28 protein-coding genes and 7 pseudogenes are annotated in these 26,643 nt (G+C 49.5%); 7 read left to right on the top strand and 28 right to left on the bottom strand.

Going from position 1 to position 26,643, the window contains the following annotated elements; translation table 11 throughout:
• Positions 1-44: 44 nt before the first annotated feature.
• The 15 genes and pseudogenes from GM298_RS16255 to GM298_RS23350 all read right to left on the bottom strand — a co-directional run.
• A complete protein-coding gene (locus GM298_RS16255) occupies positions 45-377 on the bottom strand; it encodes an SMI1/KNR4 family protein (RefSeq protein ID WP_323138636.1) in 333 nt (110 codons plus the stop codon).
• A gap of 459 nt (positions 378-836) precedes the next feature.
• Entirely contained in the window at positions 837-1,130 is a 294-nt protein-coding gene (locus GM298_RS16250) for a hypothetical protein (protein ID WP_266154544.1), read from the bottom strand.
• A gap of 2 nt (positions 1,131-1,132) precedes the next feature.
• Positions 1,133-1,585: pseudogene (locus GM298_RS23360) on the bottom strand (hypothetical protein); the annotation flags it as partial.
• 144 nt (positions 1,586-1,729) lie between these two features.
• Positions 1,730-2,167 carry a hypothetical protein gene (locus tag GM298_RS16240; RefSeq protein WP_266154541.1) on the bottom strand — a complete coding sequence of 146 codons (438 nt, stop codon included), beginning with the start codon at positions 2,165-2,167 and terminating at the stop codon, positions 1,730-1,732.
• Positions 2,160-2,843: pseudogene (locus GM298_RS23280) on the bottom strand (RHS repeat-associated core domain-containing protein); the annotation flags it as partial. The pseudogene GM298_RS23280 and the gene GM298_RS16240, both read right to left, overlap by 8 nt.
• Positions 2,844-2,898: 55 nt before the next feature.
• Positions 2,899-3,273, bottom strand: coding sequence for a hypothetical protein (locus GM298_RS16220; protein WP_266154538.1), 375 nt, complete (start codon positions 3,271-3,273; stop codon positions 2,899-2,901).
• A 350-nt stretch (positions 3,274-3,623) separates the two neighbouring features.
• Positions 3,624-3,968, bottom strand: a pseudogene (locus tag GM298_RS16215) (RHS repeat-associated core domain-containing protein); the annotation flags it as partial.
• 18 nt (positions 3,969-3,986) lie between these two features.
• On the bottom strand, positions 3,987-4,250 hold the full coding sequence (locus GM298_RS16210; protein WP_266154537.1) for a hypothetical protein: 264 nt from the start codon (positions 4,248-4,250) through the stop codon (positions 3,987-3,989).
• Between the two features lie 437 nt (positions 4,251-4,687).
• Positions 4,688-5,532: pseudogene (locus GM298_RS16205) on the bottom strand (RHS repeat domain-containing protein); the annotation flags it as partial.
• A 570-nt stretch (positions 5,533-6,102) separates the two neighbouring features.
• Positions 6,103-6,705 carry a hypothetical protein gene (locus tag GM298_RS16195; RefSeq protein ID WP_266154535.1) on the bottom strand — a complete coding sequence of 201 codons (603 nt, stop codon included), beginning with the start codon at positions 6,703-6,705 and terminating at the stop codon, positions 6,103-6,105.
• A gap of 5 nt (positions 6,706-6,710) precedes the next feature.
• Positions 6,711-6,887 (bottom strand): hypothetical protein, encoded by a 177-nt coding sequence (locus tag GM298_RS16190; protein WP_266154532.1) that lies wholly within the window; start codon positions 6,885-6,887, stop codon positions 6,711-6,713.
• A gap of 84 nt (positions 6,888-6,971) precedes the next feature.
• The gene (locus GM298_RS16185; RefSeq protein WP_416347240.1) at positions 6,972-7,652 is read right to left on the bottom strand and encodes an HNH/endonuclease VII fold putative polymorphic toxin; all 681 of its coding nucleotides are present in this window, start codon (positions 7,650-7,652) and stop codon (positions 6,972-6,974) included.
• A 63-nt stretch (positions 7,653-7,715) separates the two neighbouring features.
• Positions 7,716-7,817: pseudogene (locus GM298_RS23355) on the bottom strand (RHS repeat-associated core domain-containing protein); the annotation flags it as partial.
• Between the two features lie 107 nt (positions 7,818-7,924).
• A complete protein-coding gene (locus GM298_RS16180) occupies positions 7,925-8,356 on the bottom strand; it encodes an SMI1/KNR4 family protein (RefSeq protein ID WP_266154529.1) in 432 nt (143 codons plus the stop codon).
• 101 nt (positions 8,357-8,457) lie between these two features.
• Positions 8,458-8,670, bottom strand: a pseudogene (locus GM298_RS23350) (hypothetical protein); the annotation flags it as partial.
• On the opposite strand from GM298_RS23350, the pseudogene GM298_RS16175 reads away from it, so the two are divergent.
• Positions 8,659-8,798: pseudogene (locus GM298_RS16175) on the top strand (transcriptional regulator); the annotation flags it as partial. The pseudogenes GM298_RS23350 and GM298_RS16175 sit on opposite strands and share 12 nt — an antisense overlap.
• Before the next feature lie 163 nt (positions 8,799-8,961).
• On the opposite strand, the gene GM298_RS16170 reads toward GM298_RS16175, so the two are convergent.
• The 9 genes from GM298_RS16170 to GM298_RS16130 form a co-directional block, all read right to left on the bottom strand.
• Positions 8,962-9,339, bottom strand: coding sequence for an Imm10 family immunity protein (locus GM298_RS16170; protein WP_047073540.1), 378 nt, complete (start codon positions 9,337-9,339; stop codon positions 8,962-8,964).
• Positions 9,340-9,633: 294 nt separating this feature from the next.
• Complete coding sequence (locus tag GM298_RS16165) at positions 9,634-9,978, bottom strand: hypothetical protein (protein ID WP_266154526.1); 345 nt, start codon at positions 9,976-9,978, stop codon at positions 9,634-9,636.
• Between the two features lie 151 nt (positions 9,979-10,129).
• Positions 10,130-10,687 carry an imm11 family protein gene (locus GM298_RS16160; protein ID WP_266154523.1) on the bottom strand — a complete coding sequence of 186 codons (558 nt, stop codon included), beginning with the start codon at positions 10,685-10,687 and terminating at the stop codon, positions 10,130-10,132.
• A 134-nt stretch (positions 10,688-10,821) separates the two neighbouring features.
• Positions 10,822-11,178, bottom strand: coding sequence for a hypothetical protein (locus GM298_RS16155; protein ID WP_266154522.1), 357 nt, complete (start codon positions 11,176-11,178; stop codon positions 10,822-10,824).
• Positions 11,179-11,473: 295 nt separating this feature from the next.
• Positions 11,474-11,911 carry a hypothetical protein gene (locus GM298_RS16150; protein WP_266154520.1) on the bottom strand — a complete coding sequence of 146 codons (438 nt, stop codon included), beginning with the start codon at positions 11,909-11,911 and terminating at the stop codon, positions 11,474-11,476.
• A gap of 315 nt (positions 11,912-12,226) precedes the next feature.
• On the bottom strand, positions 12,227-12,733 hold the full coding sequence (locus GM298_RS16145) for a hypothetical protein (RefSeq protein ID WP_266154518.1): 507 nt from the start codon (positions 12,731-12,733) through the stop codon (positions 12,227-12,229).
• A complete protein-coding gene (locus tag GM298_RS16140; RefSeq protein WP_266154517.1) occupies positions 12,726-16,940 on the bottom strand; it encodes an RHS repeat-associated core domain-containing protein in 4,215 nt (1,404 codons plus the stop codon). Before GM298_RS16140 ends, GM298_RS16145 begins: the two co-directional genes overlap by 8 nt.
• Positions 16,941-16,957: 17 nt before the next feature.
• The gene (locus GM298_RS16135; protein ID WP_095441109.1) at positions 16,958-17,395 is read right to left on the bottom strand and encodes a DcrB-related protein; all 438 of its coding nucleotides are present in this window, start codon (positions 17,393-17,395) and stop codon (positions 16,958-16,960) included.
• Between the two features lie 117 nt (positions 17,396-17,512).
• A complete protein-coding gene (locus tag GM298_RS16130; protein ID WP_266154516.1) occupies positions 17,513-18,403 on the bottom strand; it encodes an oxidoreductase in 891 nt (296 codons plus the stop codon).
• Positions 18,404-18,508: 105 nt separating this feature from the next.
• On the opposite strand from GM298_RS16130, the gene GM298_RS16125 reads away from it, so the two are divergent.
• Complete coding sequence (locus tag GM298_RS16125) at positions 18,509-19,630, top strand: YbdK family carboxylate-amine ligase (RefSeq protein ID WP_045286725.1); 1,122 nt, start codon at positions 18,509-18,511, stop codon at positions 19,628-19,630.
• Between the two features lie 121 nt (positions 19,631-19,751).
• A complete protein-coding gene (locus GM298_RS16120; RefSeq protein ID WP_025759543.1) occupies positions 19,752-20,000 on the top strand; it encodes a DUF1158 domain-containing protein in 249 nt (82 codons plus the stop codon).
• A gap of 50 nt (positions 20,001-20,050) precedes the next feature.
• On the opposite strand, the gene GM298_RS16115 is transcribed toward GM298_RS16120, so the two are convergent.
• Together GM298_RS16115 and GM298_RS16110 are read right to left on the bottom strand one after the other, a co-directional pair.
• Positions 20,051-20,392: a RamA family antibiotic efflux transcriptional regulator gene (locus GM298_RS16115; RefSeq protein WP_010428317.1), complete on the bottom strand. Its 342-nt coding sequence runs from the start codon at positions 20,390-20,392 to the stop codon at positions 20,051-20,053.
• 32 nt (positions 20,393-20,424) lie between these two features.
• Positions 20,425-21,528 carry an MBL fold metallo-hydrolase gene (locus GM298_RS16110; RefSeq protein ID WP_155030801.1) on the bottom strand — a complete coding sequence of 368 codons (1,104 nt, stop codon included), beginning with the start codon at positions 21,526-21,528 and terminating at the stop codon, positions 20,425-20,427.
• Between the two features lie 190 nt (positions 21,529-21,718).
• On the opposite strand from GM298_RS16110, the gene GM298_RS16105 reads away from it, so the two are divergent.
• From GM298_RS16105 to nfsB, 3 genes are all read left to right on the top strand, one after another.
• On the top strand, positions 21,719-22,309 hold the full coding sequence (locus GM298_RS16105; RefSeq protein ID WP_059386507.1) for a TetR/AcrR family transcriptional regulator: 591 nt from the start codon (positions 21,719-21,721) through the stop codon (positions 22,307-22,309).
• A complete protein-coding gene (locus GM298_RS16100; RefSeq protein ID WP_025759537.1) occupies positions 22,299-22,667 on the top strand; it encodes an MmcQ/YjbR family DNA-binding protein in 369 nt (122 codons plus the stop codon). Before GM298_RS16105 ends, GM298_RS16100 begins: the two co-directional genes overlap by 11 nt.
• A gap of 120 nt (positions 22,668-22,787) precedes the next feature.
• Positions 22,788-23,441, top strand: a complete 654-nt coding sequence (nfsB, locus tag GM298_RS16095) for an oxygen-insensitive NAD(P)H nitroreductase (RefSeq protein ID WP_045286097.1) — start codon at positions 22,788-22,790, stop codon at positions 23,439-23,441.
• Between the two features lie 27 nt (positions 23,442-23,468).
• Here nfsB and GM298_RS16090 read toward each other — a convergent pair whose 3' ends face one another.
• Together GM298_RS16090 and GM298_RS16085 are read right to left on the bottom strand one after the other, a co-directional pair.
• Positions 23,469-24,071, bottom strand: a complete 603-nt coding sequence (locus GM298_RS16090; RefSeq protein ID WP_045286098.1) for a hypothetical protein — start codon at positions 24,069-24,071, stop codon at positions 23,469-23,471.
• Positions 24,072-24,223: 152 nt separating this feature from the next.
• Entirely contained in the window at positions 24,224-25,093 is an 870-nt protein-coding gene (locus GM298_RS16085; RefSeq protein WP_025759533.1) for a helix-turn-helix transcriptional regulator, read from the bottom strand.
• A 107-nt stretch (positions 25,094-25,200) separates the two neighbouring features.
• Between GM298_RS16085 and GM298_RS16080 the strand changes: the two genes are divergently transcribed.
• On the top strand, positions 25,201-26,637 hold the full coding sequence (locus GM298_RS16080; protein WP_266154512.1) for an MFS transporter: 1,437 nt from the start codon (positions 25,201-25,203) through the stop codon (positions 26,635-26,637).
• Positions 26,638-26,643 lie beyond the last annotated feature (6 nt).

The raw sequence follows: 26,643 nt of genomic DNA, 5'->3' as shown, positions 1-26,643 counted from the left end.
CCTCCATGGTTTTGATGATAAATTTAATAAAGACAGAATCTATATCACCATGCTTCATCTTGAGGAATTATTTTTCCTATAAAAATTTCAAAATTTGGCTCAAGATATATCTTCTCCTGATTTTCCAGACCACAAAAATATACTGCACCATCATTTATCCCAACACAATAGGGGAACCCACCTCCATCAATTGCGAATGGTATAAAATTCTCTGCAAGAATTTTTTTGTTAACTACTAAATCCTTATAGTAATCATCAACAGTTAATATGCCAGATCTTTTAGTATGTAATATAGGCAAGAAATATTTTATATCATTCTCGTAGTGTTCGCTTTGATAAACACGACGACCTTCCTCCATTATTCCGCCATTGCTTATAAGTCATAATGTCTTTAAAGCACGAGGAAAAGAAATGCGCAGCAAAGCTTCAATCTTATCTAGCTCATCAACAGATATTGCAGGTGATGAATCTACAAATTTAATCATCATTTTTCTCCTATCGGTACAGTCTTGAATAGCAATATGGCTGGCGCATTTGTGCCGAACGATGTACGTTTTTTGAGGACTCCTCAATTTAATAGCAGAGTTCATCTGATTTACGATCTTTTTGGCTCTAATAGGGTTCCAATGCTCTGCTGATTTAAAAATGAGTCCGTAAGCAGTAATTCCGCCCCCTGCTATTCATAGTACGTGAGATTACTTACTTGAGAATGGATTATATTTTTAGCTTCATAAATATCACGCAACCGCAGCGATAGCATATTAATTAAAAAAAGCCTCTAAAAAGTTATTTATTAAAAAACTTAAACAACTGCCGGGAAGAATCCCGGAATATATTTACTCTTCTTCCAATACAAAAGGGATTGCTTTATTTTTGAGAAAATCTTCTATTACCGACAGGATTTTCTTATAATTGCCCGAGTGAATTTGAATAAAAAAATCATCTTTTTCCTTTGTTATTTCGAAATCAGTCCCCCAGTCAGATGAAGAACCTTTTATAGAAAACCCTACTGCATTATCTGAAGAATGACTCAACATATATGAACCACTTTTTTCGAAAGCAGCTTTAATTCCCATGAAGATATCATTTTGATGAAAACTGTTCACAATCAAATGATATTCAATACTCATAATCATCTACCTCTCCCATGAGGTCGACCTCTGACAACAGGATAATCAGCTGGATTTCGGATACCTATATGGGTTAAATTAGGGTCTGTTGAAATATTACCCAAATCGTCTAACTGATCACCTAAATGATTCTGTTTATGTATATGTGCGTTTAGGCCAGACTAAGGTGTTAACTGACCATTACTCATATTCATTGATTGATTTCCATATGGATGAATTCTTACTTCTGAACCATCAACATGGTTCCATGTCTGATTTTTTGCAGCATTATTACTAACTTTCGTTTGAGTGAAACCATTTTTGGGAAGAATATCTCCAATTTGATTAACAGACTTGCCTCTCAACTCTGGTAATTTACCAGAAGCACTACCACATGTTAAACCCAGCGGATCAATCCACCCCAACGGATTTGGCGCATACTGACAAAGGTTCCACCCACCATTCAACCTAATCGGAATTTAGACTTCATTCGGGCCGTAATCCAGCCACTCCCGCTGCAGGCGGTAGTCCTGCCACAGGAAAGTAGGTTAAGCTATTAACAAAATCAATAATCTATCTTTAAGCATGTTACTAACTGACAGGGGAGATGCCCCCCGACTTTAAATCTTTTTTTTGTAATATATCCTTAAAGAATGCTCGTCATCACTGATAATAAAAACACTGTCTGGATCTTTAAAAAGGAGAAATATGCCATAAGTATCATTTATTTTAAAAAGGCTTGCTAAAAACAAGCGAAAATCGTTCACATGGACACATACACTGACAACACCCTCATAGATAAAGCAACAGGCATCCCCGTTATCCACATGTAATATATCTATCGTTTTTTCGACCAATTCCTTTACATTAACCGGTTGTTCAAAATGAAATCCTTCAATCTCATTTTTTATTGAGTTAACTCTTTTTAATTCTTCACGATGCCAAGTAAAATCCTTCTCATCTAATAATGAGATAGAGTAGGAGTCAATCCCATCGATACTTTTTGCAAATCCCTTTGCTCTATGCATGATTAATTTTTCTTCAATTCTACTAGTCATAATAAATATGATGATCATTAGTTGAAGGCACATTAATCTTTTGATACCTAGACTCTTTAAAATAATAGGTTCTAGGATCTGCGCCTGGTTTAGATTTTCCAGCATGTGTATGTGGACCTGGAGCCCTTGGATCGGCGGTATGCTCAACAACTACCTTTTTATACCCCTGAGTATCTGTATATTCATAATATCTGCCATGAGAACCAAGATCTTCTGAATATTGATAGTTAGTGCTTCCCCTTCTCCTCTTATCATTTCCAACAATCCATTGTCTCTCTGGCAGTTGGGAGCGTGGGATACCTGCGGTGTTTTTCGCTTTATTTAAAGCCTGTCGTCTGTTTGTACCAGTACATGAAAGACCCAGCGGATCAATCCACCCCAAAGGATTCGGCGCATACTGATAAAGGTTCCACCCGCCATTCAGCCCAATCGGATCCTGCACAATAAACCGCCCAACCTGCGGGTCGTAGTAGCGGAACAGGTTATAGTGCAGCTCCGTTTCACCGTCAGCATACTGCCCGGCATAGCGCAGCGGCTGGTGTGCCATCGCCGTGCGGTTCACAACCCGTGAGAACCCTTAGCTCTGATGGCGCATCTCGCTAAAGCTGCCGTACTGGCCGCTCCTGCGCACCGCGCCGCGCTCGTTGGTCACTTCCAGCGGCGCGCCGTTCAGGTCAGGTTTGATAATAAAGCCGGGAAGATTTAATTTCTTATCCGGCTTTTTTATTAACTTAAAGAAATGAAACACTAATTCTATCAGGTTTTATTAAGACATATTCATGATTGATATAACCATACTCTTGAATATATAAACCATCACTGAAAACTAGTCCATTGGTAATTATTTTATCGTCAATCTTAAATCCTCTAATTTCATATGAAAAATCATCTCCTTGCCTGATTATTGATAAATCGCTTTCAGATTGCGGTTCGATAACTTCAGAATCTAAAAAAGAAAGTTCCACTTCAACAAGATAGACATTCCCTTTAATAATTTCATATGGACAAGAAGCAATAAAACAATAAATATCATTTTCACCAAAAGATAACAAAACCTCTTCATCTATATCGTCATTGATTTCAATGACTTTAGCATAATATTTCATATCTACAACCCATCCTCATCTCTTAGAACTAATTTAATAGTTGTATCTTTGGCGTCCCCATTAAGTGTTTTCCAGATATCTTTGCCACTCTTCGTGTGAATAGTTGTTATATTTCCACTAGAGTTTGTTCCAACGAAACCTACCTTTGTTGCTCCTTTGGATGTATTTCCCATATACATTACATAGCCAGTCCTTATTTCTCCTTTATAGAGATATTGGACTTTATGACCATTTTTTATAATATCATCCCCGATAGCCAGATATTCAGCCTCAGATTTTGCTCTAAACTCCCCACCATGTTTTTTAAAATGTGAAGTTAATTTTTCATTATCAGCAAATTCTAAACACTTAAGGCCTAACGGATCGATCCATGTGAGGGGGTTTGGACCGTAAGCATAGAGGTTGATACCTCCATTCAACCCAATCGGATCCTGCACAATAAACCGCCCGACCTGCGGGTCGTAGTAGCGGAACAGGTTATAATGCAGCCCCGTTTCCCCGTCAGCGTACTGCCCGGCATAGCGAAGCGGCTGGTGTGCCATTGCCGAGCGATTCACTACCCGTGAGAACCCTTCGCTCTGATGGCGTACCTCGCCAAAGCTGCCGTACTGGCCGCTCCAGCGCACCGCGCCGCGCTCGTCGGTCACTTCCAGCGGCGCGCCGTTCAGGTCGGTGTTGAACCAGTAAATCTCACCGCTGCTCTGGTTTTTATTTCAAGTTTTATTCTTTATTTCTTTTATCCATTCATTAAATTCTTTTACTAAATAAGGATCTTTTGTTACTGATAAAATTTCTTCTAGATATCGACAAGTATCTTTATTACCCATATCAATCACGTATAAAGCAATAGAATCAACAATGTCATTTTCAAACGAATCAATAGCCACGCAATATATATTTATTAAATCCCTTAGGCCACCATTAACATCTGCTTCTAACTTATTTAAAGCTTCATTATATTGATGTCGGATATCCATATAACCTCACATTAATTATACGGGAAGCGTCCCGGAGACATCGGAATGTGAACATCAGCGTTATGATTCGGATTAGTTCCTCGGTCAGAAACTCCACCTGTGGCAGTATGTCTACTAGTCACATCTCGTGGGCGATAATTTCCATTAGAGACACTGGATGTTGGGACTGTTTCAATATGAACATGAGGTACAGCATCAGCATAGTGTGAAGGTGAACGAGGATTCGCCGGATCAATTCTCACGGCAACAGTATTTCCATCTGGTAAGCCTTTTGTCCAAACTTCCCCCCCACTATGTGCTTGCACCGACGAATAACCTCGATTACGTAAAGTCTGACGTATTTGTCCAGGCGTTCTATTTGTGAAATTAGGTAATCCAGATATTTCTTCCTGTATATTTTGGGCACTTCTGAACCGCCCGTCACTCCCCCTTAATCCACAAGTAGAAAGACCTAGCGGGTCAATATAATTTAATGGATTAGGCGCATACTGATAAAGATTCAGTCCCCCCGCCAGCCCAATCGGATCCTGCACAATAAACCGCCCGACCTGCGGGTCGTAGTAGCGGAACAGGTTATAATGCAGCCCCGTTTCCCCGTCAGCGTACTGCCCGGCATAGCGAAGCGGCTGGTGTGCCATTGCCGAGCGATTCACTACCCGTGAGAACCCTTCGCTCTGATGGCGTACCTCGCCAAAGCTGCCGTACTGGCCGCTCCAGCGCACCGCGCCGCGCTCGTCGGTCACTTCCAGCGGCGCGCCGTTCAGGTCGGTGTTGAACCAGTAAATCTCACCGCTGCGCTGGTCACGAAGATGGTCCACCCGCGCCAGCGGGCTCCAGGCCTCATTCGGGTCGTATACATAGGTGCTGCACAGCCCGCTCTCCTGCTGCTCCTGCAGCAGGCGGTAGCCCTGCCACAGGAAGCGGGTGTCGGTGGTGCCGTGCGTCGTGGTGACGGTTTTGCGCGTGCGGCGGCCCAGCGCGTCGTAGTGATAGCGCGCCTCAAATCGCCCTTCCGGCCCGGTTCCTCGGGCGGACACCAGCCGGTTCTCGGCATCATAGGCATAATGCTGTTCATACAGCCCGTTGCGGCGGCTGACCAGGTTGCCCCAGTGGTCGTATTTCATAAACAGCGCCTGCCAGTGCTGCAGGCGGTTATCCGTGACCGGTACCGCATCGTCATTGGCCGCGAGGTTATCCGCGGCGTCATAGCTGAACTGCGCTCGACTGTGCCCCTGGCAGGCTCGTAGTGCTTCAGCAGGCGCCCGGCGGCGTCATGACGGTAAGCGATCGCATCGCTTTCAATACCCAGGGCAACGCCTTCGGCGGTTGGCGTGCAGCGGATGCGGGTAATCTGGCCGCTCAGATCGCAGGCGTAGCGGTTTGCATAAGACAATCATGCTACCGCCACACCCTGATAAATTAAGCTATCTGCACGATACTTATTTTACTTTCTAAAAAGTAGGTTAAATAGAAAAAACTTATTCAAGTATCCTGCTCTTTAAGGTCGACTTGGTCGGCATTACTTATTCCAACCGTAAACCAAAATCTCTGCCGGACATACACGCAAGCCCAACTTGCCCCCTCATGAGCAACTGACTCGCAGAGAAGGGATTTGAGACAGGATGCTGCGTCACCATGAATATTTCGAACAGCTATATTTTTCTGATGGCGGATAATTATGATGTGCAAAAGCTATCCAAGTAACATTATCTGGCTAGACATATGGACAAAGGGATTAAATGTACGCCTGTGTAGCACTTCCCCAAAATTAGAACAATAAAAAAGCAGGAGAGATAAGAAGATCTTTCCAGTCCTTTTTATTAATAAGTTAGCTAATTTATAAAAAACAACCTTACCATTCTTTCAAATTATCCACTGAATCAACCTCTTGAAAATCAATTCCATTTTTTTTACAATATTCAACAGTTCTATCCCATAAATTACCATCAAAAACAATTACACTCCCCCCAGCGACAGGAGTCAAAAACCAGTAAAAAAGAAATTGATAACCTTTTTTTATTAAAGAATTTATTACACTTACATCAACACCACCATAATCATCATAAAGATTAAGTAGTTCAGGTTTCTCAGGAAAAACCTCTTCAGGCAATCCTTTATTAGTTCTTAACTTATTTTTCAGAAGCATCTTGCGATACTCCGCCAGTTGCTTATTCACTTTTTCATTATTGTTGCCATAAAAATAAAACCCATTTCTACTTAGGGCTGAGCAAGCATCAAGACTTTGTCCCTCTTTATTAAAACACATAAGATTAGTAAATAAAAAGGACAATAGCCCCTTCGATTTTTCAGTTAAAAAACCATAAGGACCATATCCATTATTATCTATATTGTATTGATAGCAAATACAATAAGCCTCCGATGGTAAATCAGTTTTGAAATGACCTGATTGAACTATCCATTCGGAAATAGGAAATTTAATTAATTTCTCAGGCATATAATTTACCATGTAAAAATCACCTCATTACCTTTAGGGTCAATCGCATGCACATGACCATTAGAATGATGCTCAGGAATACCATTTTGACCAGCATCCGGGTGACCGTCGGGATGTTCAAACCAATGATTTTTCCCATTAGGATTACGCCTACCTAGTGATTGCCCACCATTGGCTTTCATTTTCCCCTAATTTTCACCACCCCGCGAAATTCGGGGTACTTGCGCATGTTACTGAGGGAGGATTTATTATCCTCCCATTCTTTATTATTTTAAAATTGTATAAGCTGTTATTGAAGAAATATCAATGAATTTTGCTTTTATTGAGAGAAAGAATATATCATCTTGAGCTAAAATGATGATAAACCCATCTTCTTTAGATATGTTAATATCTAAAGAAAAGTGTGTTTTATTCCAACCAAATAAGCTAACTTCCGCTATATCAATAGCAGTCAATTGCAATTGTACGACATTACACTTCTGAATTATCCATTTTTTTGGTGGTTGCGAAGGATAACTTTTAATATTGAATCTTAGTGTGATTTTTGGCCCATTCCTATGGAAAATCACATCATGAAGTTCAACATTACGTAATGAAGGTTCTTCATCGGTGAAGATAGAAGAAATGCTTCTTTTATCAATTAATAAATCAACCCATGAGTTCATTTTCCCTCCTTGAAATGGATAATGTTCTAGCGTTCCAGATATAGTACTATTTTGGGTATCACTGATCGGTCTAACATTTAAATGTGGCCCTTGGTTACCAGGTGTTCCTGGAGGTCCATAGATATGCCCTGGTGAATAGTCCTGGATTACAATGGATTCACCATCTGGACGAGAGAAAGTATATTCTCGTGTCTTTATAGGTAAATGATCATCTCCTAAAATAGATTTCCCGTTTCGATCTGTTAAAGGTACTAGCTCAACTTTTGATGGTTGCTGACTCACTGGTATCCCGACATCTCTTTTCGCTGCCCTAAATGCTGCATTTCTCGATTTAAATTTAGTAGTACAGCTAGCAAGACCCAGCGGATCAATCCACCCCAACGGATTCGGCGCATACTGATAAAGATCCCACCCAGCATTCAACCCAATCGGATCCTGCACGATAAACAGTCTATCCGAGGGCCGTAGCAGTTATATTAAGCTTAATAGGAAAAACAAGCCGGAAATTAAAAAGTACTTCCCGGCGTTTTAGTTAGAATGGAAAAATACAGTTATTAAATGTATGCAAGCAATCGTTTCTTGAGATACTCAATAAAATCATCAGCATAAGGTTGAACATTCTCCCCTAATGATACATATATTTTTTCCATTTCATTTGCATCAAAGAAGAACTCTTCACCAAAATCCGTATTCGATACAACAACTCTTCCATTTTTTAAATTATCATTTGCTATAGTATTTTTATACACTATATCTCCACCTACTGCCTCATCAAAAGGCAGGCAGTAAATACTATATATTTCCTCACCACAGATATCTCCGCCACCATAATTGTTTAAAAACCACTTATAGCTAGCAGGAAAAGTCACTGATAAGGCTTTTTCGGCCGCATCGATCCAGTCACTTCCTGGAGAATCTTCTGTCGTTCCCATGTTGATTAAATCAGAATGTTTATCAAAAAGCTCTGCTAATTCTTCTCTGTTCATAGGAAATCACTCGCTATGTTTGTTCAATATTATTTACGCCATGTATAAAATACAGCTCTATCTATACCAGATGGGATTGTGTTTGGATTTATGTGTATTATTAGTAGCGCCTGCTCCGGCAGGGTCACGTCCGTGCTTAATTCGCTGCGCTGCAGGGTGCGTCTGCCGAGGCTGTCATACTGGCGGAGCTGCTCGCGCGCGCCCTGGGTGCGGCGCACCTCGCGGTGCAGGCGGTCGCGGGTGAACTCGGTCACCAGCTGCTGCCCGAAGCGGATGGCGCTGACGTGGCCGGAGCCGTAGTGCAGCCCACTCAGAGCGATTTCGGAAACGAGATAGGCAAGAAGTCTCTGGTGAGTCGAATCCCTAACGGACAGCGCACGTTAACGCTGGATGATATGCGAAGCGTTTTGGCGTGCCGGTGAGTGCATTTGTTGGGCAATGAAATTGATTAGGATGGCATTTTTCTATTTATTAACAAAAAACGTGACGTAGCAATCCTATTCGCCGTTAAACATTGGCTCAACACATGTACCCTCTACTCGAAATGGCTCGCCTGCATGATTTTAAAGAACGGGTGCTAAGATAACCATTTAGTGGCTAAAACCTTACGGTAATTGTAGCGGCACATCACTGCCATCAAACATTTCCCTTAAATACTTTGCAAGCGATTTAGAATCTTTTGCAGCAGGAATGACCACGTGATATTCGCTGATGCCAATTTTTTTTGCGGCATCATCATTAAGCACGATCACAAGTTTGTCAGCAGTGAGTTGAACGGAACGAATAGAGTCTGTTAACTCATATTCCGTTGACTCACTCTGGAATCCAATACATTCGTTAACGGGTAATTCATCTTCGTCGAACCGTCCGATAATGATAAAGTTCTTTGGATCATGAGAGTCATCACCAATTCCAATAGTGAAGACATCATCTTCTTCATAACAGTTAATACACATTGCAGAAAAATTATTAACATTACTCATTGGTTATTCCTATCCTAGAGATTTTTCGCATGAAATATTTTTACTCACTAACTTAGAGACTTTAGAAAATTATTAAGATCATCTTTACGAGTAATTATTCGTGATGAATTTATTGTACAACGATATAGTTAGCCAATTCATTATAGTGTTTTATTTTAGTGATTGCGATGAGCGAAAACAAACCCATAAACTTACTCGAAATTGAATCACAATAATTCCTTGATTACAAATATATCTGGTAAGACATTATCAGTTAAAAAAGCCGGGACTTTAACAAACTTCCCGGCCTTTACATCAAAGATCTATGAAATTATCATTCTCGAGATAAAAATTCAAACCTGCAATGAAATCTTCTACCGATGGTTTTTCTCTCTGAGTAGAGATATTACGTAACACATCTAGAAATTGGTCTCCATAGAAAAACAACTCTAGAGAATTATCGACAACAAACTCAGGGTATACTTCCTCATCGTCATCACTAATGACAGGATAGCTCTCTAAATAACAGATAAGATCTGCTCTAGCAGATGATTCATATTCCTTTGTATACAAACAAAAATTATCCAATGTATACCCACCCATAAGCTTAGATATTAAATCATCCAAACTATAAGCTTTTCTGTATTCTAACCGACTCATACTCACAATCCTTGAGGGTTATCTTTTATTATTTGCAAAGCAAGTAGTTAATGAAAAGATCATATATTCCATTAATTTGAAATTTAAATGGCTTTTATAATCCGGGAAAATTATCCCCGGATCATTTTGGCTAATTTAAATCATACTTATATTAATAAATAGGGTCAGCAAAATCTATTCCTTTCACATTATTCTTAGAAAGGAACTCTTTAAATTCATTTGAAATAATTATGCAAGATTTATATTCACTACATCTTGCCATACTAAAATCTTCAACAACCTTTTCTTTGAAGACTATTTTACTAAACTTCCTTGGACCATTAGGTAAATAACTTAATATAGTTTGACTTTCTGAAACTTCCATATCGATGCATGAAACCTCTCTTAATATATTAATTATTTTACACCCTTGATGTTGGGTTTCATTTACAGATACAGTTGCGTCTATAAGTTGAACATCAGTCCGAAAAACATCGTGACAAGAAATTAGTGATGCTAGTCTGGGTGATATGAATATAGGCCCATCACTATAATAAAAATCATATGCAAGCAGTGCCTTCTCACTCACTTTAGATTTTAAATTAAAAAAATACCCCTCGTTAGTTTCAATTGATTTACATTGAGAAAAAGCACTTCCAGATATGTCAGGGTGCTGGTATTCAAACCAATAACTATTGGGGTAATCTGAAGCAATTCTTAACCAATACATATTTAACACCCTATGTTTAAAAACATATATTATGAATGCTATATTAATTTAATAGAATTTATTTAATTCTAATTGTATACATTTTGCACTCACCTTACTAAGCGGGGTGAGTATGATACACCCCGCGACTTTATTTAAAGATAATTAACCTCACACTTTCCAATAATATCGAAAACGTGGTCGTATGTGCTTAGCACTAGTCGTTGCAGATCATCCTCTCTTTCAGTTTCGATTAAATCAAAGCTCGACTGTAAATTCCCATCATAAGGATAATCATCTATTTTATATACAGACATCATTTCGATATTACTGAATGAAAACTCAATACGAACATCAGGAGCATCTTTTATACCTGGCTTACAAGAAGATAAACTTAAAGAAGCTTTCACCAAAAAATTAAAGGGGTAAAGTTTTAGCTCGGTGCCAGATACTATCAAAGCATCACGACCGTAAATCAGACCATATTTTGTTTCTAGTGCCTTTACATTCATGTCAACGATATCCTGTCGTGCTTATCGAATTGCAATCTTAACCAGTTGAAATTATGCATTTTAAAACATTAACATTTTGGCGGAGATAGAGTTTCAACACGGGTGAACAATTATTATTAAATTATACAAACATATATTTTTCTGAGGCCTGGTATTAATACCATCATCAATTAGAAAAATTTTATAAAAGCAATTAAAAAATAAGAAAATAAATGCATTATGAATAAAAACATCATCTGTATTATATAAGCCTGAAATAATTAATATTAATCCAGCCTTTATTAATCACTTATCTTTACGAGCACTGCCAAAAACCAGCTATAATATTTCCGTCGGATATATTTTTATACAAATACAAAGCACCATAACCAAAGATGTAATCACCATCAAGCAATGCATCTGGATAATAATCTTCATCTATCTGCATGAAAAATTTATAATCATCCTTCTGCAAAGCATCAAAATAATAAGCTTCCGTTTGTATTAACCTTGCTTCTTCGGTTTTAGTGATAAAATCAAACTCTTCATCTTCCACCTTATCATAACCAACAATAACTACCTTGTTAATGTGTTTTATCGTAAATGCATCATTACTGCTTTCATCAGAATGCATGTGCGTAAAAACTTTTACTGAACAATTAGGGTATATTTTTTTATCAATCATATCATCATATCGTTCAGGAGTAAGTATCGTAATATACTCATGTCCATCATCAGGATTCTGAACTGTCAAATAAAACTTATACCCCTGAATCTCATCTAGTTTATCTAAAATAATTCAGGGATATTTCCACCAATCCGCCCAATTACATTACCATCAGAAAAGATACTTATTTTAGAGATCAGATTATATTTAATCATTTCTTAAACTCGAACCCATAAAAAGTACATTTTCTCTTTCCTAATCCCCATAACCATTTCAACGAACAAATTCTTAGCATCTTTAAGTCGCATTTATGATTAACTTCAATATACGTCTCTTTAGGTATAATTGAAAAATACATTAGTAAAAGCCGGAAAAGTTTATTTTCTTCGCCGGCTAATGGATTTAATAAAGCCTGGAGTCTGAGCGTGGTTCAACATCTCTTATCCCAAGTTGATTCGTTTTTTCAAAAATTAAATCATAGCAATAAACAGTCTCCCCACCCTTTAATAAATGAACCCCTTCAAGGCTCACTTTATATATTCCTTTAGGAATATCAGCGTTAATCCAACCAGTATAATCTTCCCATTCCCAAAATACGGCCATATCAGCAACGTATAAATCACCAGTTACATTAAGATAGAAATATTTATCTGTGAATATAACTTCCCTATCTTTATTGTCGGGAAATTCATTTAAAAAAAGCCTAACAACATAGCCACCATCATCAAGGCCCATAATAGGTAAGGCAATACCTTCATTAAGAACAAGATCCCCTTTGTCTGTGGTAGTGAATTCCTGGAGAATGTTATCTCCATCATCTATCTTTCCACCAAATGGGGCCAGTATTCCTGGATAATCGAAAATTATTATCCCGTTAAAATCCACATCAATGTCAATTGTTTTAACCACATCTGCCTCCTGATGCCTTACCTGTTTGTTTATTATTGAACCACTCCAGCAGTTTTGAATGTGCTTCTTTAGGAGTGACATTTCTGGCTAAGATTTCACCCGTCGAAGGAATCTTTAAATCACCTCTTATATGTGAAACGGAATCTAAATTACGGCTAGACGCATTGAATAAATCTTCCGCGGAACCCTGCCACGGCCCCTGAATTTTTCCAATATCGTTTTTAATAGCTCTATGTAATTCTTCATGCATTCCAGCACTATAAGGATCTGGGAAAAACGTTGGCGTATTTTTCATAGTACCAAGATCGGTTAGCCCAATGCTGTTGGCCTTGTTTCGTGGGATTAAATGGTGTCCCATTCCATTTGGGTTCCATGCCCATGGCATTAACCCTAATGGATCTATCCAAGTAAGAGGGTTAGGAACGTATGAATATAAATTAAAACTACCATTCAACCCAATCGGATCCTGCACAATAAACCGCCCGACCTGCGGGTCGTAGTAGCGGAACAGGTTATAATGCAGCCCCGTTTCCCCGTCAGCGTACTGCCCGGCATAGCGAAGCGGCTGGTGTGCCATCGCCGTCCGGTTCACAAGCCTTGAGAACCCTTCGCTCTGGTGGCGCACCTCGCCAAAACTGCCGTACTGGCCGCTCCAGCGCACCGCGCCACGCTCGTCGGTCACTTCCAGCGGCGCGCCGTTCAGATCGGTATTGAACCAGTAAATCTCACCGCTGCTCTGGTCACGAAGGTGATCCACCCGCGCCAGCGGGCTCCAGGCTTCATTCGGGTCGTATACATACGTGCTGCACAGCCCGCTCTCCTGCTGCTCCTGCAGCAGGCGGTAGCCCTGCCACAGGAAGCGCGTTTCTGTGGTGCCGTGCGTCGTAGTGACGATTTTGCGCGTGCGGCGGCCCAGTGCGTCGTAGTGATAGCGCGCCTCAAACCGCCCTTCCGGGCCGGTTCCCCGGGCGGACACCAGCCGGTTCTCGGCATCATAGGCATAATGCTGTTCATACAGCCCGTTGCGGCGGCTGACCAGGTTGCCCCAGTGGTCGTATTTCATAAACAGCGCCTGCCAGTGCTGCAGGCGGTTATCCGTGACCGGTACCGCATCGTCATTGGCCGCGAGGTTATCCGCGGCGTCATAGCTGAACTGCGCGCGGCTGTGCCCCTGTCGGGCCTCGTAGTGCTTCAGCAGACGCCCTTCGGCGTCGTAGCCGTAGTCCACCTCACCGCGCAGGGTGTCGCTGACGCCGGAAAGCTCGCCGCGTGCGGTGTAGCGATACAGGCGTTCCAGTAGCGCCTGCTCCGGCAGGGTCACGTCCGTGCTCAATTCGCTGCGCTGCAGGGTGCGTCTGCCGAGGCTGTCATACTGGCGGAACTGCTCGCGCACGCCCTGGGTGCGGCGCACCTCGCGGTGCAGGCGGTCGCGGGTGAACTCGGTTACCAGCTGCTGCCCGAAGCGGATGGCGCTGACGTGGCCGGAGCCGTAGTGCAGCCAGGCCAGCGTTTGCTCGCCGGGCAGGGTCAGACCGGTCAGGTTGCTCAGGGCATCCCATTCGTAGCCCACCTCGCCGTTAATGCCGGACTCGCTCAGCACGCGCCCGGCGGCGTCGTGACGGTAAGCGATCTCATCGCTTTCGATACCCAGGGCAACGCCTTCGGCCGTCGGCGTGCGGCGGATGCGGGTAATCTGGCCGCTCAGGTCGCGGACGTAGCGGTACTCCGCGTGGCGCTGAGTGCGCCCGATCAGCAGCCCGCTGTCGTCATAGCTGAACTGCTGGACGCGCCGGGCGATGCCGCCGTCGGCGGCAGGTCGGCCGTTTTCTTCGAGCGCACAGAGGAACCCTCGCGCGTCCCATTCCATATGGCGCACGGTCTCGTCCGGGCGCGTTTCGCTGAGCGGGCGGCCCACGGCGTCGTAGGTGAAGCGGTATTCCGCCCCGTTGCCGTTATCGAGTCGCAGCAGGTTACCGCGCGGGTCGTAGCGCCACTGGCGCACGCGGCCAATACGGTCGGTGAGGCTGACCGGGAGGCCGAGCGCGTTGTAGGCCCAGCTCACTTCGCTTTCCAGCGGGTCGCGCCAGCCCGTGAGCTGACCGCGTTCGTTCCACACCAGCGACTCGCGGCTGCCGTCAGGATGGATCACGACGCTCAGCAGCCCGGCGCGGCTCCACTCCCGTCGCGTGATGTTCCCTTCCGCATCCTCGCTGGCAACCAGTTGTCCGAAACGGTCGTAGGTGAAGCGGGTGACGCTGCCGGAGCAGTCGGTGCGCTGCGTCAGCAGCCCCTGGTGGTTCCAGACCAGGCGCACCACGCCGCCGATGGCGTCGGTAATGCTCTCCGGCAGGTTTTCTTCATCGTCGGGATAGCGATACGCGGTGGTGCTACCGGCCGGATCGGTTTCCGACAGCAGGCGACCGCGAAGGTCGTAGATGGCCTGCGATGAGGTGCCGTCCGGGTATACCGTGCGGGTGATGCGGTCGGTCAGGCGATGCCAGTGATACTCCGTGCGGCGGCCCGCCGGGTCCGTCTCGCTGGTCATGCGGCCGTATTTGTCCCACGTGCTGCGGCGCATCGCACCGCCGGGCAGAATAACATCGCAGAGCTCGCCGTCGCGGTAGACAAACGTCGTCTGGCGGCCGTCGTAATCCGTGAAGCGGGCGACGTTGTCGTCGTCATCCACCAGCCAGTGCGCCTGCGCGCCATCTTCGCGGGTCGCACGGCGGGTGCCGTTTTCAAAATCGTATTCGAACGTCAGCTGTTCGCCGCCGCTGTGGCGGAAGCCGACCACGCGCGGCAGGCCGTCAATCTCCCGCCAGCGGTATTCGCTCAGCAGGCCGTTGGCGTCCTCGTGGGCGCTCATCAGCCCGTCCTGCCAGCTAAAGCGTCGGCGCACGCTACCGCCCCGGCCGGTCACACAGACCAGCTGGCGCTGTTCATCATAATCGTAACTGACCAGACAGATCTCGTCATCCAGCCAGGCGCCGACGATCCTGTCACGATCGTAGCGGCAGACCACTCGCTGGCCCGCGCTGTCGGTCAGGGCATGCAGGGTATTATCCGCATTCCACTCGAAGAGGATATCGTTGCCGCAGGGTTCAGAGATGCACTGGAGCAGCGACGGAGCATCATCCTTAAGCGGCCCATAGTGCCAGCGCTCGCCGCTGACGTCATACACCGACCAGCTGTCGTCCTGATGATGTTCAAGCCAGTTCTTCTCGCTTTCGCAGTAGGAGCGCAGCCCTTTCGGGACCTTCGGGAAGGCGACGTAATCGCCGGACGGCGCGCGCCACACCAGGCCGTCCTGATACGCCTCCAGGCGGCTTTCCCAGAACAGGCTCCAGCCGTGGCCCAGCACGCTGTCGCCGGGGTTGCCGCTGCGCCAGTAGCGCTGCCAGCGCACCGGCAGGCGGGAAGGCAGGACGAAGTCCAGCTCGTCATCCCCGCTGAGAAACTTCTGTCCGCTGACAATATCCACCGGGCGGGCGATAATCCCCGCGGCCGCCACGCCGGTCATCAGCGTGCCGGCGCGGCAGGCGATACGGGCCAGCTTGTTGATGCCGGGGATTTTGCCCAGCAGCTTAGAGAGCGCCCCGACTTTGCCAGCGGCCCCGCCCCAGCCGCCGATAAGCCCGGCGAACAGCAGGGTAAGATCGGAGACTTTATAGAGCCACTCGGGCACTTCAGACTGAATGGGCAGGGTTTGCTGCGGGTCGCCGCCGATAATGACGTTATTCGAACCGGTCATGACCTTCGCGTCGCAGGTGGTGCGATCCCCGATGCGGGAGGCTGGCTGGCTGTTAATGGAGACGCGCTTAGAGCCTTCGGCCATCTGCTGCGAGCCGTCGTCAGAACAGTCGACGGTGCTATCGGTGGCAAGCGCGGCGGGTTTACCGTTGATAAACACGTTCGGGGAACCGGAGGTGATGACGCCTTTCTTCGTCATGCTGGATGCCCCGGCGTCCGCGATGCTGTCCCGGGCGGCGGTCGCCAGCTCCCCGGTGTAATACCCCACGGCCAGGCTGGCGCCGACGAGCAGGACGCCCACGCCAAGACAGGATGCGCCGAGACCGGCAATAAACATGGCCCCTGCCAGAATGCCCCCGGCGGCGGCAATCAGGCCACCGACAATCGTTCCGGCAATCATCCCGGCCAGCGCACCGGAGTGGCCGATATCATCACCAACGCGTGCTGCTTCAAACATAACAACGGTCCCTGAAGTTAATGGTGGAAGCGGAAGCTCCTGAGAAGTTCGCCAAACAGCGCGCTGTCGGCATCGCCCGGCGCGCGGGTGCAGGTCATGGTGAAGACCAGGACTTTATCGCTGTTGGTATTAAAGACGGCCTGCTGCTGCCAGATGCGTTTCCCGTCGCGCAGGTAGCTGGCATGGACAATTTCACCCTGTGAAAGGTTGTCGCCAAGCGTAGCGGCGCTGCGCTCACCCTGCTTCCAGGCCTTGATGTGTTTTGCCATCAGGGCAAGCTGGCGATCGATATACGCGGCAAGCGCTTCGCCGGGGTTGAGGGCGTCGCGGGAGATGTTGAACGCCGGCGCATCCGCCGCAGGCGGCGCGAATACGTTGACGGTACGATCCTGATAACCTTCAGGAAAGGTGATCTGTCCTTCACTGAACAGGCACTGCGAATGTTGTTCTGACATTGAGCGGGTCCCACCACATTTTTTCAGAAGCGGTAAGTTTCGCATATGTGTTTAAGGCTGACTATCCCCAGATTATTGCCACACGCCAGTCCTCACCGAACGCAAAAACAGCGGCCGTTAGCCCGGCCCCTCGCTCCCCGCCGCCAGCAGCGGGACCACCACGTCGCTGATGGGCACCGCAATACCGTGTTTGCGGCCGTAGCGCTGGATCACGCCGTTGCGGATATCCCACTCCAGCGGGCGATCCGCCTGGCGGTCGGCGAGGATCGAGGTGCCCAAATCCGCGGGCGCACGCTGGAAGTTCGCCAGGATCTCTTGTGCGACCTCATCATCCAGCGTCGCCCCTTCGGCACGGGCGACGGCAAGCCCCTCGCGCAGATAGGCCAGCGAAAGTTCGCTGACATCCTCGCGTCTGAACATCCCGGCGCGGCGGTTAGCCAGCACCATCAGCCCGGCAACGGCGTTTTGCAGCAGCTTGCGCCAGGCCACCGTTGAGAAGTCTGCCGAGAGTTCAACCGCGCAGCGTGTCCCCTGCAACGCATCCACAACCCGTTTCGCCTGCGGCACGTCCGGCAGAGTCAGTCGCGGCCTGGCGCGCAGCCATACGGAGGCATCCGGCTCGCGCTGTGCCGGGAACCAGACCACAGACGGCAGCACCGTGGCGCCGTTGACCCACGGCTCAAGCTGGGCTTTTTGCTCAACGCCGTTTTGCAGGGCGCAGACCACCGTGTTTTCATCACACAGCGCGCGCAGCCATCCGGCGCTGTCGGCATTTTGCGTCGTTTTTACCGCCACAAACACCAGATCGGCCGGGCGCGTGATGACGGTCGGATCGGTTAATACCGGACCGGGCACAACCGTTTCCCCCTCATCGTCGCGCAAACGCAGTTCAGGATGCGCGGTGCGTCCACACAGCAGCGGCGTACGGCCCGCGTCATGCAGCACCGCGGCAATGGTGGTACCAATTGCGCCAGGCCCCATCAGCGCAATCACTGGATTGTCAGACATGGTGAACTCCCCTTTTCGCTAAGCCTGCTAACAGTTATACCACCCTGAAAAGTGAGCGCCACGTCGTTGTCTATACTCATCACTCTACTGACAACGGAGTGCGCCATGCCTTTACCCGATTTCAAATCCTCTGAACCCTATACCCTTGGCATCGAACTGGAACTGCAGGTGGTGAATCCGCCAGGCTACGATCTAAGCCAGGACTCCTCCGCGCTTATTGCCGCCGTCAAAGACGACATCAAAGGTGGGGAAGTGAAGCACGATATCACCGAAAGCATGCTCGAAATCGCAACCGGCGTGTGTCAGAACATCGACCAGGCGGCGGCGCAGTTCTCGGTGATGCAGCAGAGCATCCTGCGCGCGGCGGCGGAGCAGCACATCCAGATTTGCGGCGGCGGGACGCATCCGTTCCAGAAGTGGCAGCGTCAGGAGGTGTGCGACGACGAGCGCTATAACATCACGCTGGAGCGCTTTGGCTATCTGATTTTGCAGGCCACGGTGTTCGGCCAGCACGTGCATGTCGGCTGTCGGACCGGGGATGACGCCATCTACCTGCTGCACGGCCTGTCGCGCTTTGTGCCGCACTTTATCGCCCTGGCGGCGGCATCGCCGTATATGCAGGGCACGGACACGAAATTTGCCTCGTCGCGGCTCAATATCTTCTCGGGCTTCCCGGATAACGGTCAGATGCCGTGGGTCAACAGCTGGCAGGAGTTCGAAGGGCTGTTCCGCCGCCTGAGTTCCACGAGCATGATCGACAGCATTAAAGATCTGCACTGGGACATTCGCCCCAGCCCGCATTTTGGCACCGTGGAGGTGCGGGTGATGGATACGCCGCTGACCCTCGGCCACGCGATTAATATCGCCGGGCTGATTCAGGCGACATCCCACTGGCTGCTGACCACACGGCCTTATAAGCATCAGGAAAAGGATTTTCTGCTCTATCGCTTTAACCGTTTCCAGGCCTGTCGCTACGGGCTGGAAGGTATTCTGACGGATGTACATACCGGCGAGCATAAAACCGTGGCGGAAGATATCGCCTGGCTGCTGGAGCAGGTTGCGCCGTCGGCCGAGAAGCTCGGCGCGACAAGCGCAATCAATGAAATTGCCCTGCTGTTAAAGCAGGGCAAGAGCGAGGCGCAGCGCATGCGCGACTTTATCGCCGACGGCGGATCGCTTATTTCACTGGTGCAGAAACACTGCGAGCTGTGGGCGACGAGTCCGTAAGCGACCAGTCTGCGGACCATACACCCCAAAGGGGCGAGGGAGAAACCGGGCGACGGGTTTAAATTGCTTAACGTGCCGGGATGCCGGACAATGACATTTTTAACTGACGATTAACATTACGATGAAACACCCGTTAGAATCGCTGCTCACGGCAGGTGGCATTTTATTGCTGGCCCTGCTTTCGTGTCTGCTGCTCCCTGCGCCCTCGCTTGGGCTGGTGCTGGCGCAGAAGCTGGTGACCACCTTTCATATGGTCGACCTTAACCAGCTTTACACCATTCTGTTCTGCGTGTGGTTTTTACTGCTCGGGGCGATCGAATTCTTCGTGTTGCGTTTCGTCTGGCGCCGCTGGTTTTCACTGGCGTCTTAAGCAAAAAAGCCGGGTGGCGGCTACGCCTTACCCGGCCTACACACGACAGGTTAATGTGTCTGGCTATGGTTCTCTTTGCGGTACGCGCCAGGCGGCTGGTTGAAGGTGCGGGTGAAGATGCGGGTAAACGTCTGCTGCGAGTCAAACCCGTAACGCAGGCAGATATCGTATACCCGGGCGTCGGATTCACGCAGATCGCGTGCCGCCAGCAGCAGCTTGCGTTCACGGATATAGCGTCCCAGACTCTCCCCTTTGTACTGCATAAACAACCGCTGCAGATGCCATTTCGAGTAGCCCGCGTGACGGGCAATCTCTTCTATACGTAATGGCTGGTGCAGGTTGTCGTCGATCCATTCGACGATAGTGTCGATGACTTGAGCGGAAATGGTCATACTGCTCTCCCCCTCTGCTTCTCGCTTAAACATTATTCCCACCACGTACGGAATGTTTGCGTGGTGTCACTCACCCGGACGGGCTCGCCCAGTTCCGGTGTCAGCAGCCGATAATTTTGATCCTTGCTGGCGTTGGCCAACTGGATCAGCGGGTCGTTCCAGGCGTGTTTCGCCAGCACGAAGCGTCCGTTATGTCCGGGCACCACGGCTTTGGCGCCAAGATCCGCCGACGCCTGCGCTGTCTCCTCCGGCAGCATGTGGATGTACTTCCAGTCCTGGTCGTACTGACCGTTTTCCATGATGGCCAGATCCACCTCGCCAAACTGCTCGCCGATGGCCTTAAAGTGCGGGCCGTAGCCGGAATCACCGCTGTAGTAAACCTTCTGTTCCGGCGTGACGAACATAAAGCTGCCCCACAGGGTGCGATCGCGTTTGATACCCCGCCCGGAGAAGTGACGCGCCGGCAGAACGTGCACCGTCAGCTCATCGCTGATGCGCACCGACTGGTTCCAGTCGCGCTCGTCGATAATCTCGGGGTTCATTCCCCAGTAACGCAGGTGGGAGCCGACGCCCAGCGGCGTGACCACGCGCTTCACCTTCGGCAGTAACGCCCTGATGGTGGCGTAATCGAGATGATCGTAGTGATCGTGCGAAATAATCAGCAGGTCGATCTCCGGCATGCTTTCTGCCCGCCACGGATACTCGCCGGCAAACGCTTTATTGAGGAACGAGAACGGTGCGGCATAGTTGCCGAGTACCGGGTCAATCAAAATGCGTTTGCCCGCCAGCTGCAGGTACCACGAGGAGTGGCCAAGCCACACCAGGGTGTCCTGCTCCAGCGGCAGGCTCGCAAGATCGGTTTTTACCAGCGGAAGCGGCCGGGCCGGGCGTGCGTTTTCGGTTTTTTTGGTCAGGAAATCCCACATCGCGACCAGCATATTTTTGTCGCCGTTATACCCCGGCGTCGGCAGCGTGTTGTGGAATTTCCCCTCACGATACTGGGGGGAGGCCTCCACTGCCGTCAGTTGCTCACCCTGCGGCGACTGGCCAAATCCGGCATTCAGAACACACGGTAAACTCGCAGCTGAAGCTAAAATCATGATTAACACCACGCAGATGAAGAGAGGTTTTTTCATATCCTGACCCGAAAACGCGCCCCATCCGATAGTTTGCGCGGGGTAAACTTGATTATGAGTGAGTAAGCACTCATTATAGATGTGATGAGAAAGTCGTCAAGACGTTTTCGATCTTTGACATTCCGCGTTGCAGCGGGTCAAAGCACGTGTTTCAATCAGGGTTTTTATCATTGACAGGGGGAAAAATTTAGTGGCACGTCCGAAGAGTGAAGATAAAAAACAGGCCTTACTGGAAGCCGCAACGGTGGCATTTGCACAGTCAGGTATTGCCGCCTCAACGGCGCTCATTGCCCGTAAGGCGGGTGTCGCCGAAGGCACCCTGTTCCGCTACTTTGCTACAAAAGACGATCTGCTGAATGCCCTCTATCTGCATCTGAAGCAGGATCTCTGCCAGACCATGCTGGCGAACCTCGATCGCACCATCACCCTGCCAAAAGAACATACCCGCAATATCTGGAACAGCTATGTGGACTGGGGAATTCGTAACCCGGTTGCCCATGCGGCTATCCGCCAGATTGGCGTCAGTGAAAAGCTGAGCGCCGAAACGGAACAGGCGGTGAAAGAGATGTTCCCGGAGCTGCATGAACTTTGCCGTCGCTCGGTGCGTCAGGTGTTTATGTCTGATGAGTTCAAAACGTTCGGCGATGCGCTGTTCTTATCGCTGGCCGAATCCACGATGGAATTTGCCACCCGCGATCCTTCCCGTGCCGTCGAATTTAAAGCGCTCGGCTTTGAGGTGATGTGGCGCGGGCTTGCCCAGGAAGAGAGCGATGGAGAGTAAATCCTTGCAGGAGCACGCCAAACGCGTGGCGCTGGAGTTGCCCTTTACCGAACACTGCTGGCCGTTTGGGCCAGAATTTGACGTGTTTAAAGTGGGCGGAAAAATTTTCATGATTGTGGCAGTCGCGCACGGGCGGCCGCACGTCAGCCTGAAGTCAGACCCGGAAAAATCGCTGTTAAATCAGCAGATCTATCGCGGCGTTGAACCGGGCTATCACCTCAACAAAAAGCACTGGATCTCCCTCTACGGTACGGATGACGTCACGCCAGAACTGGTGACCGACCTGATTACGGATTCCTGGCATCTGGTGGTGGATAAACTGCCGAAAAAAGACCAGAAGTGGATCAGGCCAGCCTGATTGTTCGTCTGAGACGAACAGATTAAGCGCTCGAATTGCACTTATCTTTTTCCACGTCCCGCTGTAATCTGCTCATCTTTCGCGCCCGCACGCGGGCGATTTTCATCACCAGGAGTTGTTATGGATATCATTTCTGTCGCCCTGAAACGCCACTCCACCAAGGCGTTCGACCCAGCCAAAAAACTGACCGCTGAAGAAGCGGAAAAAATCAAAACCCTGCTGCAGTACAGCCCGTCCAGCACCAACTCCCAGCCGTGGCACTTTATTGTGGCCAGCACCGAGGAAGGAAAAGCGCGCGTAGCGAAATCTGCCGCGGGTACCTATGTGTTCAACGAACGCAAAATGCTCGATGCTTCTCACGTGGTGGTGTTCTGCGCGAAAACCGCGATGGATGACGCCTGGCTGGAACGCGTTGTGGATCAGGAAGAGGCTGATGGTCGCTTTGCCACGCCGGAAGCGAAAGCAGCCAATAACAAAGGCCGTCACTACTTTGCCGATATGCACCGAGTGGATCTTAAAGATGACGACCAGTGGATGGCGAAACAGGTTTACCTGAACGTCGGTAACTTCCTGCTGGGCGTGGCTGCGCTGGGCCTGGACGCGGTACCGATTGAAGGTTTCGACGCGGCGATCCTCGATGAAGAGTTTGGTCTGAAAGAAAAAGGCTTCACCAGCCTGGTGGTGGTGCCGGTTGGACACCACAGCGTGGAAGATTTCAACGCCACGCTGCCAAAATCTCGCCTGCCGCTGAGCACGATTGTGACTGAGTGCTAATTAACACGGGCCGCGCTATGCGGCCCGTTACGCTTTACTGATGACTAACCTGCGATGTGGATGGACATCGCGATCGTATCCCCAGGCAAACGCAATCCAGCGCTCTTCCAGCTCGGCGTATGAACTCACCGGTGTTAAATGCCACTCTTCTCCTACCGTACCGTCCGCTACGCTTATCCGATAATTCATGCTGAACGCCCAGTCGATCATGCGTAACCAAAACCGCTGACCGTCTCCGGTTTGCTCACTGTCAGACACAACAATGTCGTATTCGCTTAACACCCATTGAAAGAAGGATTGTGGTAATCCACTGATGACACGCTGATGGACAGCGCGCGGCGTACGCCAGACCATAACCTGTGTCGCTGCGCCGTGAGGAAACGTAATTTCTTTATGGAACGTTAACTTCACCGCATACGCCGTATAGGGTTTTCCGTCGTCGGTGGTTACGAGACGGTATTCATCGCCGTAGCGCGATTTTAACAGGCGATATCCCTCAGGCAGCATAAATCCGGGCAGATGAAAATCCACCGTGCCTCGCGCAAGAAACGCTTCAGTATGTTCGACGTTTCGGGAGATAAGGCCTAATTTTTGGCTGAAATCTGCGGAATCAATCATCAGTGGCGACATGGTGGTTTCTCATGGCGTGAGTATAGACGACTTAACACCTCATCGAAATGATGTCGATTCAGTCGATTGGTTTAAGTTACCCCCCACATTACACCGGTCTCCTCCACTTAGCAGATTCGGATCTTATTCCCTGAAAGCCTCTCGCAAAAAACTTACTTACCCTGCGCCGCCAGCCATTCCATTGCCCGCTCCCCCGCCTCATCCACCGGCAGATACACCAGCAGCCGTGACCCGTTTCGCGGCGCGGAGTACCAGTACATCTGCTGCAGCGTAAAGTCTCCCAGCTCCGGATGGGTAAACAGCTTGAGCTGGTTCTCTACGCCGCGCACGTCGTTGCGCTGGTGCCACAACGTTTTAAACTCCTCCGACACCGCAAAGAAGCGCGCCAGTTTGGCCTCCCACAGCGGATCACCCCGGTGTTCGGCCATCGCCGCGCGGAAGTAGGAGACAAAGATGGGCAGCACATCGTCGCGTCTGCCAAGACGTGCGCGCCACGCCGGATGGGTGAGGAACAGGTAGATGCAGTTGCGGTCTTCCGGCGGAATGTCATTGAAATCGACGCCCATCAGATGTCCGAAGCTGTCATTCCACGCCACGATGTCGAAGTTCGGTTTCTGAATGCTGGCGGGTTTCGGCATCAGCGTATCCAGCAGGCGGCGCGTGCCTTCACTGATACCCTCGCAGCAGACCGCCTGCGGCGCTTCACCCGGCGGCAGCCCTGCCAGCACAAACAGGTGCCGGGCTTCGGTTGGGGTACACTGCAGCGCTTTTGCGATAGCGGCCATCACCGCGCTGGAGGGATTGACGTCCCGCCCCTGCTCCAGCCAGGTGTACCAGGTCACCCCCACGTCCGCGAGCATTGCCACCTCCTCCCGGCGCAGACCCGGCGTACGGCGTCGACCGCTGCGCGGCAGGCCAAGACGCTGTGGATCGAGACTTTCACGACGGGCACGTAAAAATGCCCCCAGCTGTTTTCGGGTGTCATCCTGATGTGAGGCGACGGGTTCAGACATCAAGGCCATAAATCCCCCTGCATGGTAGTGCCAGTACCAGTATAAGTAAGAACTGGTACCCGTTTATCAGATGGTTGATGCTACGACCATCTGTTGAATGACGCAATGGAGTTACCATGAATACGTCAGTAGTTTCACCGGGTCGCGCGGGCCTGATATTGCTGTTAACCGGCCAGATGCTGCCGATGATAGACACCTCAATCACCAACGTGGCGCTGGACGCCATCACCCATTCACTGCATGCGACCGCCACCGAGCTGGAGCTGATTGTCGCCCTCTACGGCGTGGCCTTTGCCGTCTGCCTCGCCCTCGGTAGCAAGCTCGGGGATAACTTTGGCCGCCGTCGCCTGTTTATGTGGGGCGTGGCAGGCTTTAGCCTGGCCTCGCTGCTGTGTGGGATGGCGGGGAATATTGAACAGCTGCTGGCGGCGCGCATTGTTCAGGGCGCTGGGGCTGCGCTTATCATGCCGCAAATTCTTGCCACGCTGCACGTCACGCTGAAAGGCACCGCCCACGCCAAAGCCATCAGCCTGTTTGGCGGTATCGGCGGGATTGCGTTTATCGTCGGGCAGATGGGCGGCGGCTGGCTGGTGTCGGCGGATATCACCGGGCTGGGCTGGCGTAACGCCTTCTTTATCAACGTCCCGATTTGTCTGGTGGTGCTGGCGCTGAGCCGCCGCTTCGTGCCGGAAACCCGTCGTGACACGCCTTCGCGCATTGACTGGGCGGGCACTGTCCTGCTGGCGGTCATTCTCTGCTGCCTGCTGTTCCCGATGGCGCTTGGCCCCCAATGGCACTGGTCCTGGCCGCTGAAGGCCGCACTGTTTGCCATCCTCCCGCTGGGCTATCTGATGGTATTGAATGCCCGTAAAAAAGAGCGTGAGAATGCCCATCCGCTGATCCCGCCGCGCCTGCTTTCCCTTCGCAGCGTTCGCTTTGGCGTCCTGATTGCGATGCTCTTTTTCAGCGTCTGGTCCGGGTTTATGTTCTGTATGGCGCTCACCATGCAAACCGGTCTGGGGATGGCGCCGTGGCAATCGGGGAACAGCTTTATCGCCCTGGGCGTGACCTACTTTATTTCCGCATGGTTCGCGCCGCGTCTGATTGCCCGCTACAGCACCAGCACCATTCTGCTGACGGGTCTGGCGATCCAGATTACCGGCCTGCTGGCGCTGATGGCGACGTTCCACCTGTGGGGTATGAATAACACCGCGCTGACGCTGGCGCCCGCCACCGGGCTGGTGGGCTACGGGCAGGCGCTGATCGTAAACAGTTTCTACCGTATCGGGATGCGCGATATTCAGCCTGACGATGCGGGGGCGGCGAGCGCCATTTTGAGCACGCTGCAGCAGGCCGCGCTGGGGCTGGGTCCGGCCATTTTTGGGGCGATTTTGCTTCACGCGCTGCAACACCATCACGGGGATTACACTCAGGCGATTAATGTCTTCCTGGCCGTGGAAACTGTCATGATGATCGTTCTGGGGCTGGCAACGTTACGTATGCGCCATCGCCTGTCTCTGCCCGTGGTGAAAACCTGCCAGGCCACCAAATAAGCCGCG

The organism is Enterobacter sp. HSTU-ASh6 (genome assembly GCF_026319105.1).
In the GTDB taxonomy this organism is placed as follows: Bacteria; Pseudomonadota; Gammaproteobacteria; order Enterobacterales; family Enterobacteriaceae; genus Enterobacter; species Enterobacter sichuanensis.
This window is presented reverse-complemented; position numbering and strand designations above follow the sequence as displayed.

Coding starts and splice junctions, on each gene's coding strand:
- GM298_RS16250 (WP_266154544.1), bottom strand. CDS start 1,130: ATGAGTATTGAATATCATTTGATTGTGAACAGTTTTCATCAAAATGAT.
- nfsB (WP_045286097.1), top strand. CDS start 22,788: ATGGATATCATTTCTGTCGCCCTGAAACGCCACTCCACCAAGGCGTTC.
- GM298_RS16135 (WP_095441109.1), bottom strand. CDS start 17,395: ATGTCAGAACAACATTCGCAGTGCCTGTTCAGTGAAGGACAGATCACC.
- GM298_RS16220 (WP_266154538.1), bottom strand. CDS start 3,273: ATGAAATATTATGCTAAAGTCATTGAAATCAATGACGATATAGATGAA.
- GM298_RS16100 (WP_025759537.1), top strand. CDS start 22,299: ATGGAGAGTAAATCCTTGCAGGAGCACGCCAAACGCGTGGCGCTGGAG.
- GM298_RS16155 (WP_266154522.1), bottom strand. CDS start 11,178: ATGAATGTAAAGGCACTAGAAACAAAATATGGTCTGATTTACGGTCGT.
- GM298_RS16085 (WP_025759533.1), bottom strand. CDS start 25,093: ATGGCCTTGATGTCTGAACCCGTCGCCTCACATCAGGATGACACCCGA.
- GM298_RS16125 (WP_045286725.1), top strand. CDS start 18,509: ATGCCTTTACCCGATTTCAAATCCTCTGAACCCTATACCCTTGGCATC.
- GM298_RS16240 (WP_266154541.1), bottom strand. CDS start 2,167: ATGACTAGTAGAATTGAAGAAAAATTAATCATGCATAGAGCAAAGGGA.
- GM298_RS16170 (WP_047073540.1), bottom strand. CDS start 9,339: ATGAGTAATGTTAATAATTTTTCTGCAATGTGTATTAACTGTTATGAA.
- GM298_RS16080 (WP_266154512.1), top strand. CDS start 25,201: ATGAATACGTCAGTAGTTTCACCGGGTCGCGCGGGCCTGATATTGCTG.
- GM298_RS16160 (WP_266154523.1), bottom strand. CDS start 10,687: ATGTATTGGTTAAGAATTGCTTCAGATTACCCCAATAGTTATTGGTTT.
- GM298_RS16140 (WP_266154517.1), bottom strand. CDS start 16,940: ATGTTTGAAGCAGCACGCGTTGGTGATGATATCGGCCACTCCGGTGCG.
- GM298_RS16110 (WP_155030801.1), bottom strand. CDS start 21,528: ATGAAAAAACCTCTCTTCATCTGCGTGGTGTTAATCATGATTTTAGCT.
- GM298_RS16120 (WP_025759543.1), top strand. CDS start 19,752: ATGAAACACCCGTTAGAATCGCTGCTCACGGCAGGTGGCATTTTATTG.
- GM298_RS16115 (WP_010428317.1), bottom strand. CDS start 20,392: ATGACCATTTCCGCTCAAGTCATCGACACTATCGTCGAATGGATCGAC.
- GM298_RS16130 (WP_266154516.1), bottom strand. CDS start 18,403: ATGTCTGACAATCCAGTGATTGCGCTGATGGGGCCTGGCGCAATTGGT.
- GM298_RS16195 (WP_266154535.1), bottom strand. CDS start 6,705: ATGCCTGAGAAATTAATTAAATTTCCTATTTCCGAATGGATAGTTCAA.
- GM298_RS16190 (WP_266154532.1), bottom strand. CDS start 6,887: ATGAAAGCCAATGGTGGGCAATCACTAGGTAGGCGTAATCCTAATGGG.
- GM298_RS16210 (WP_266154537.1), bottom strand. CDS start 4,250: ATGGATATCCGACATCAATATAATGAAGCTTTAAATAAGTTAGAAGCA.
- GM298_RS16090 (WP_045286098.1), bottom strand. CDS start 24,071: ATGTCGCCACTGATGATTGATTCCGCAGATTTCAGCCAAAAATTAGGC.
- GM298_RS16180 (WP_266154529.1), bottom strand. CDS start 8,356: ATGAACAGAGAAGAATTAGCAGAGCTTTTTGATAAACATTCTGATTTA.
- GM298_RS16165 (WP_266154526.1), bottom strand. CDS start 9,978: ATGAGTCGGTTAGAATACAGAAAAGCTTATAGTTTGGATGATTTAATA.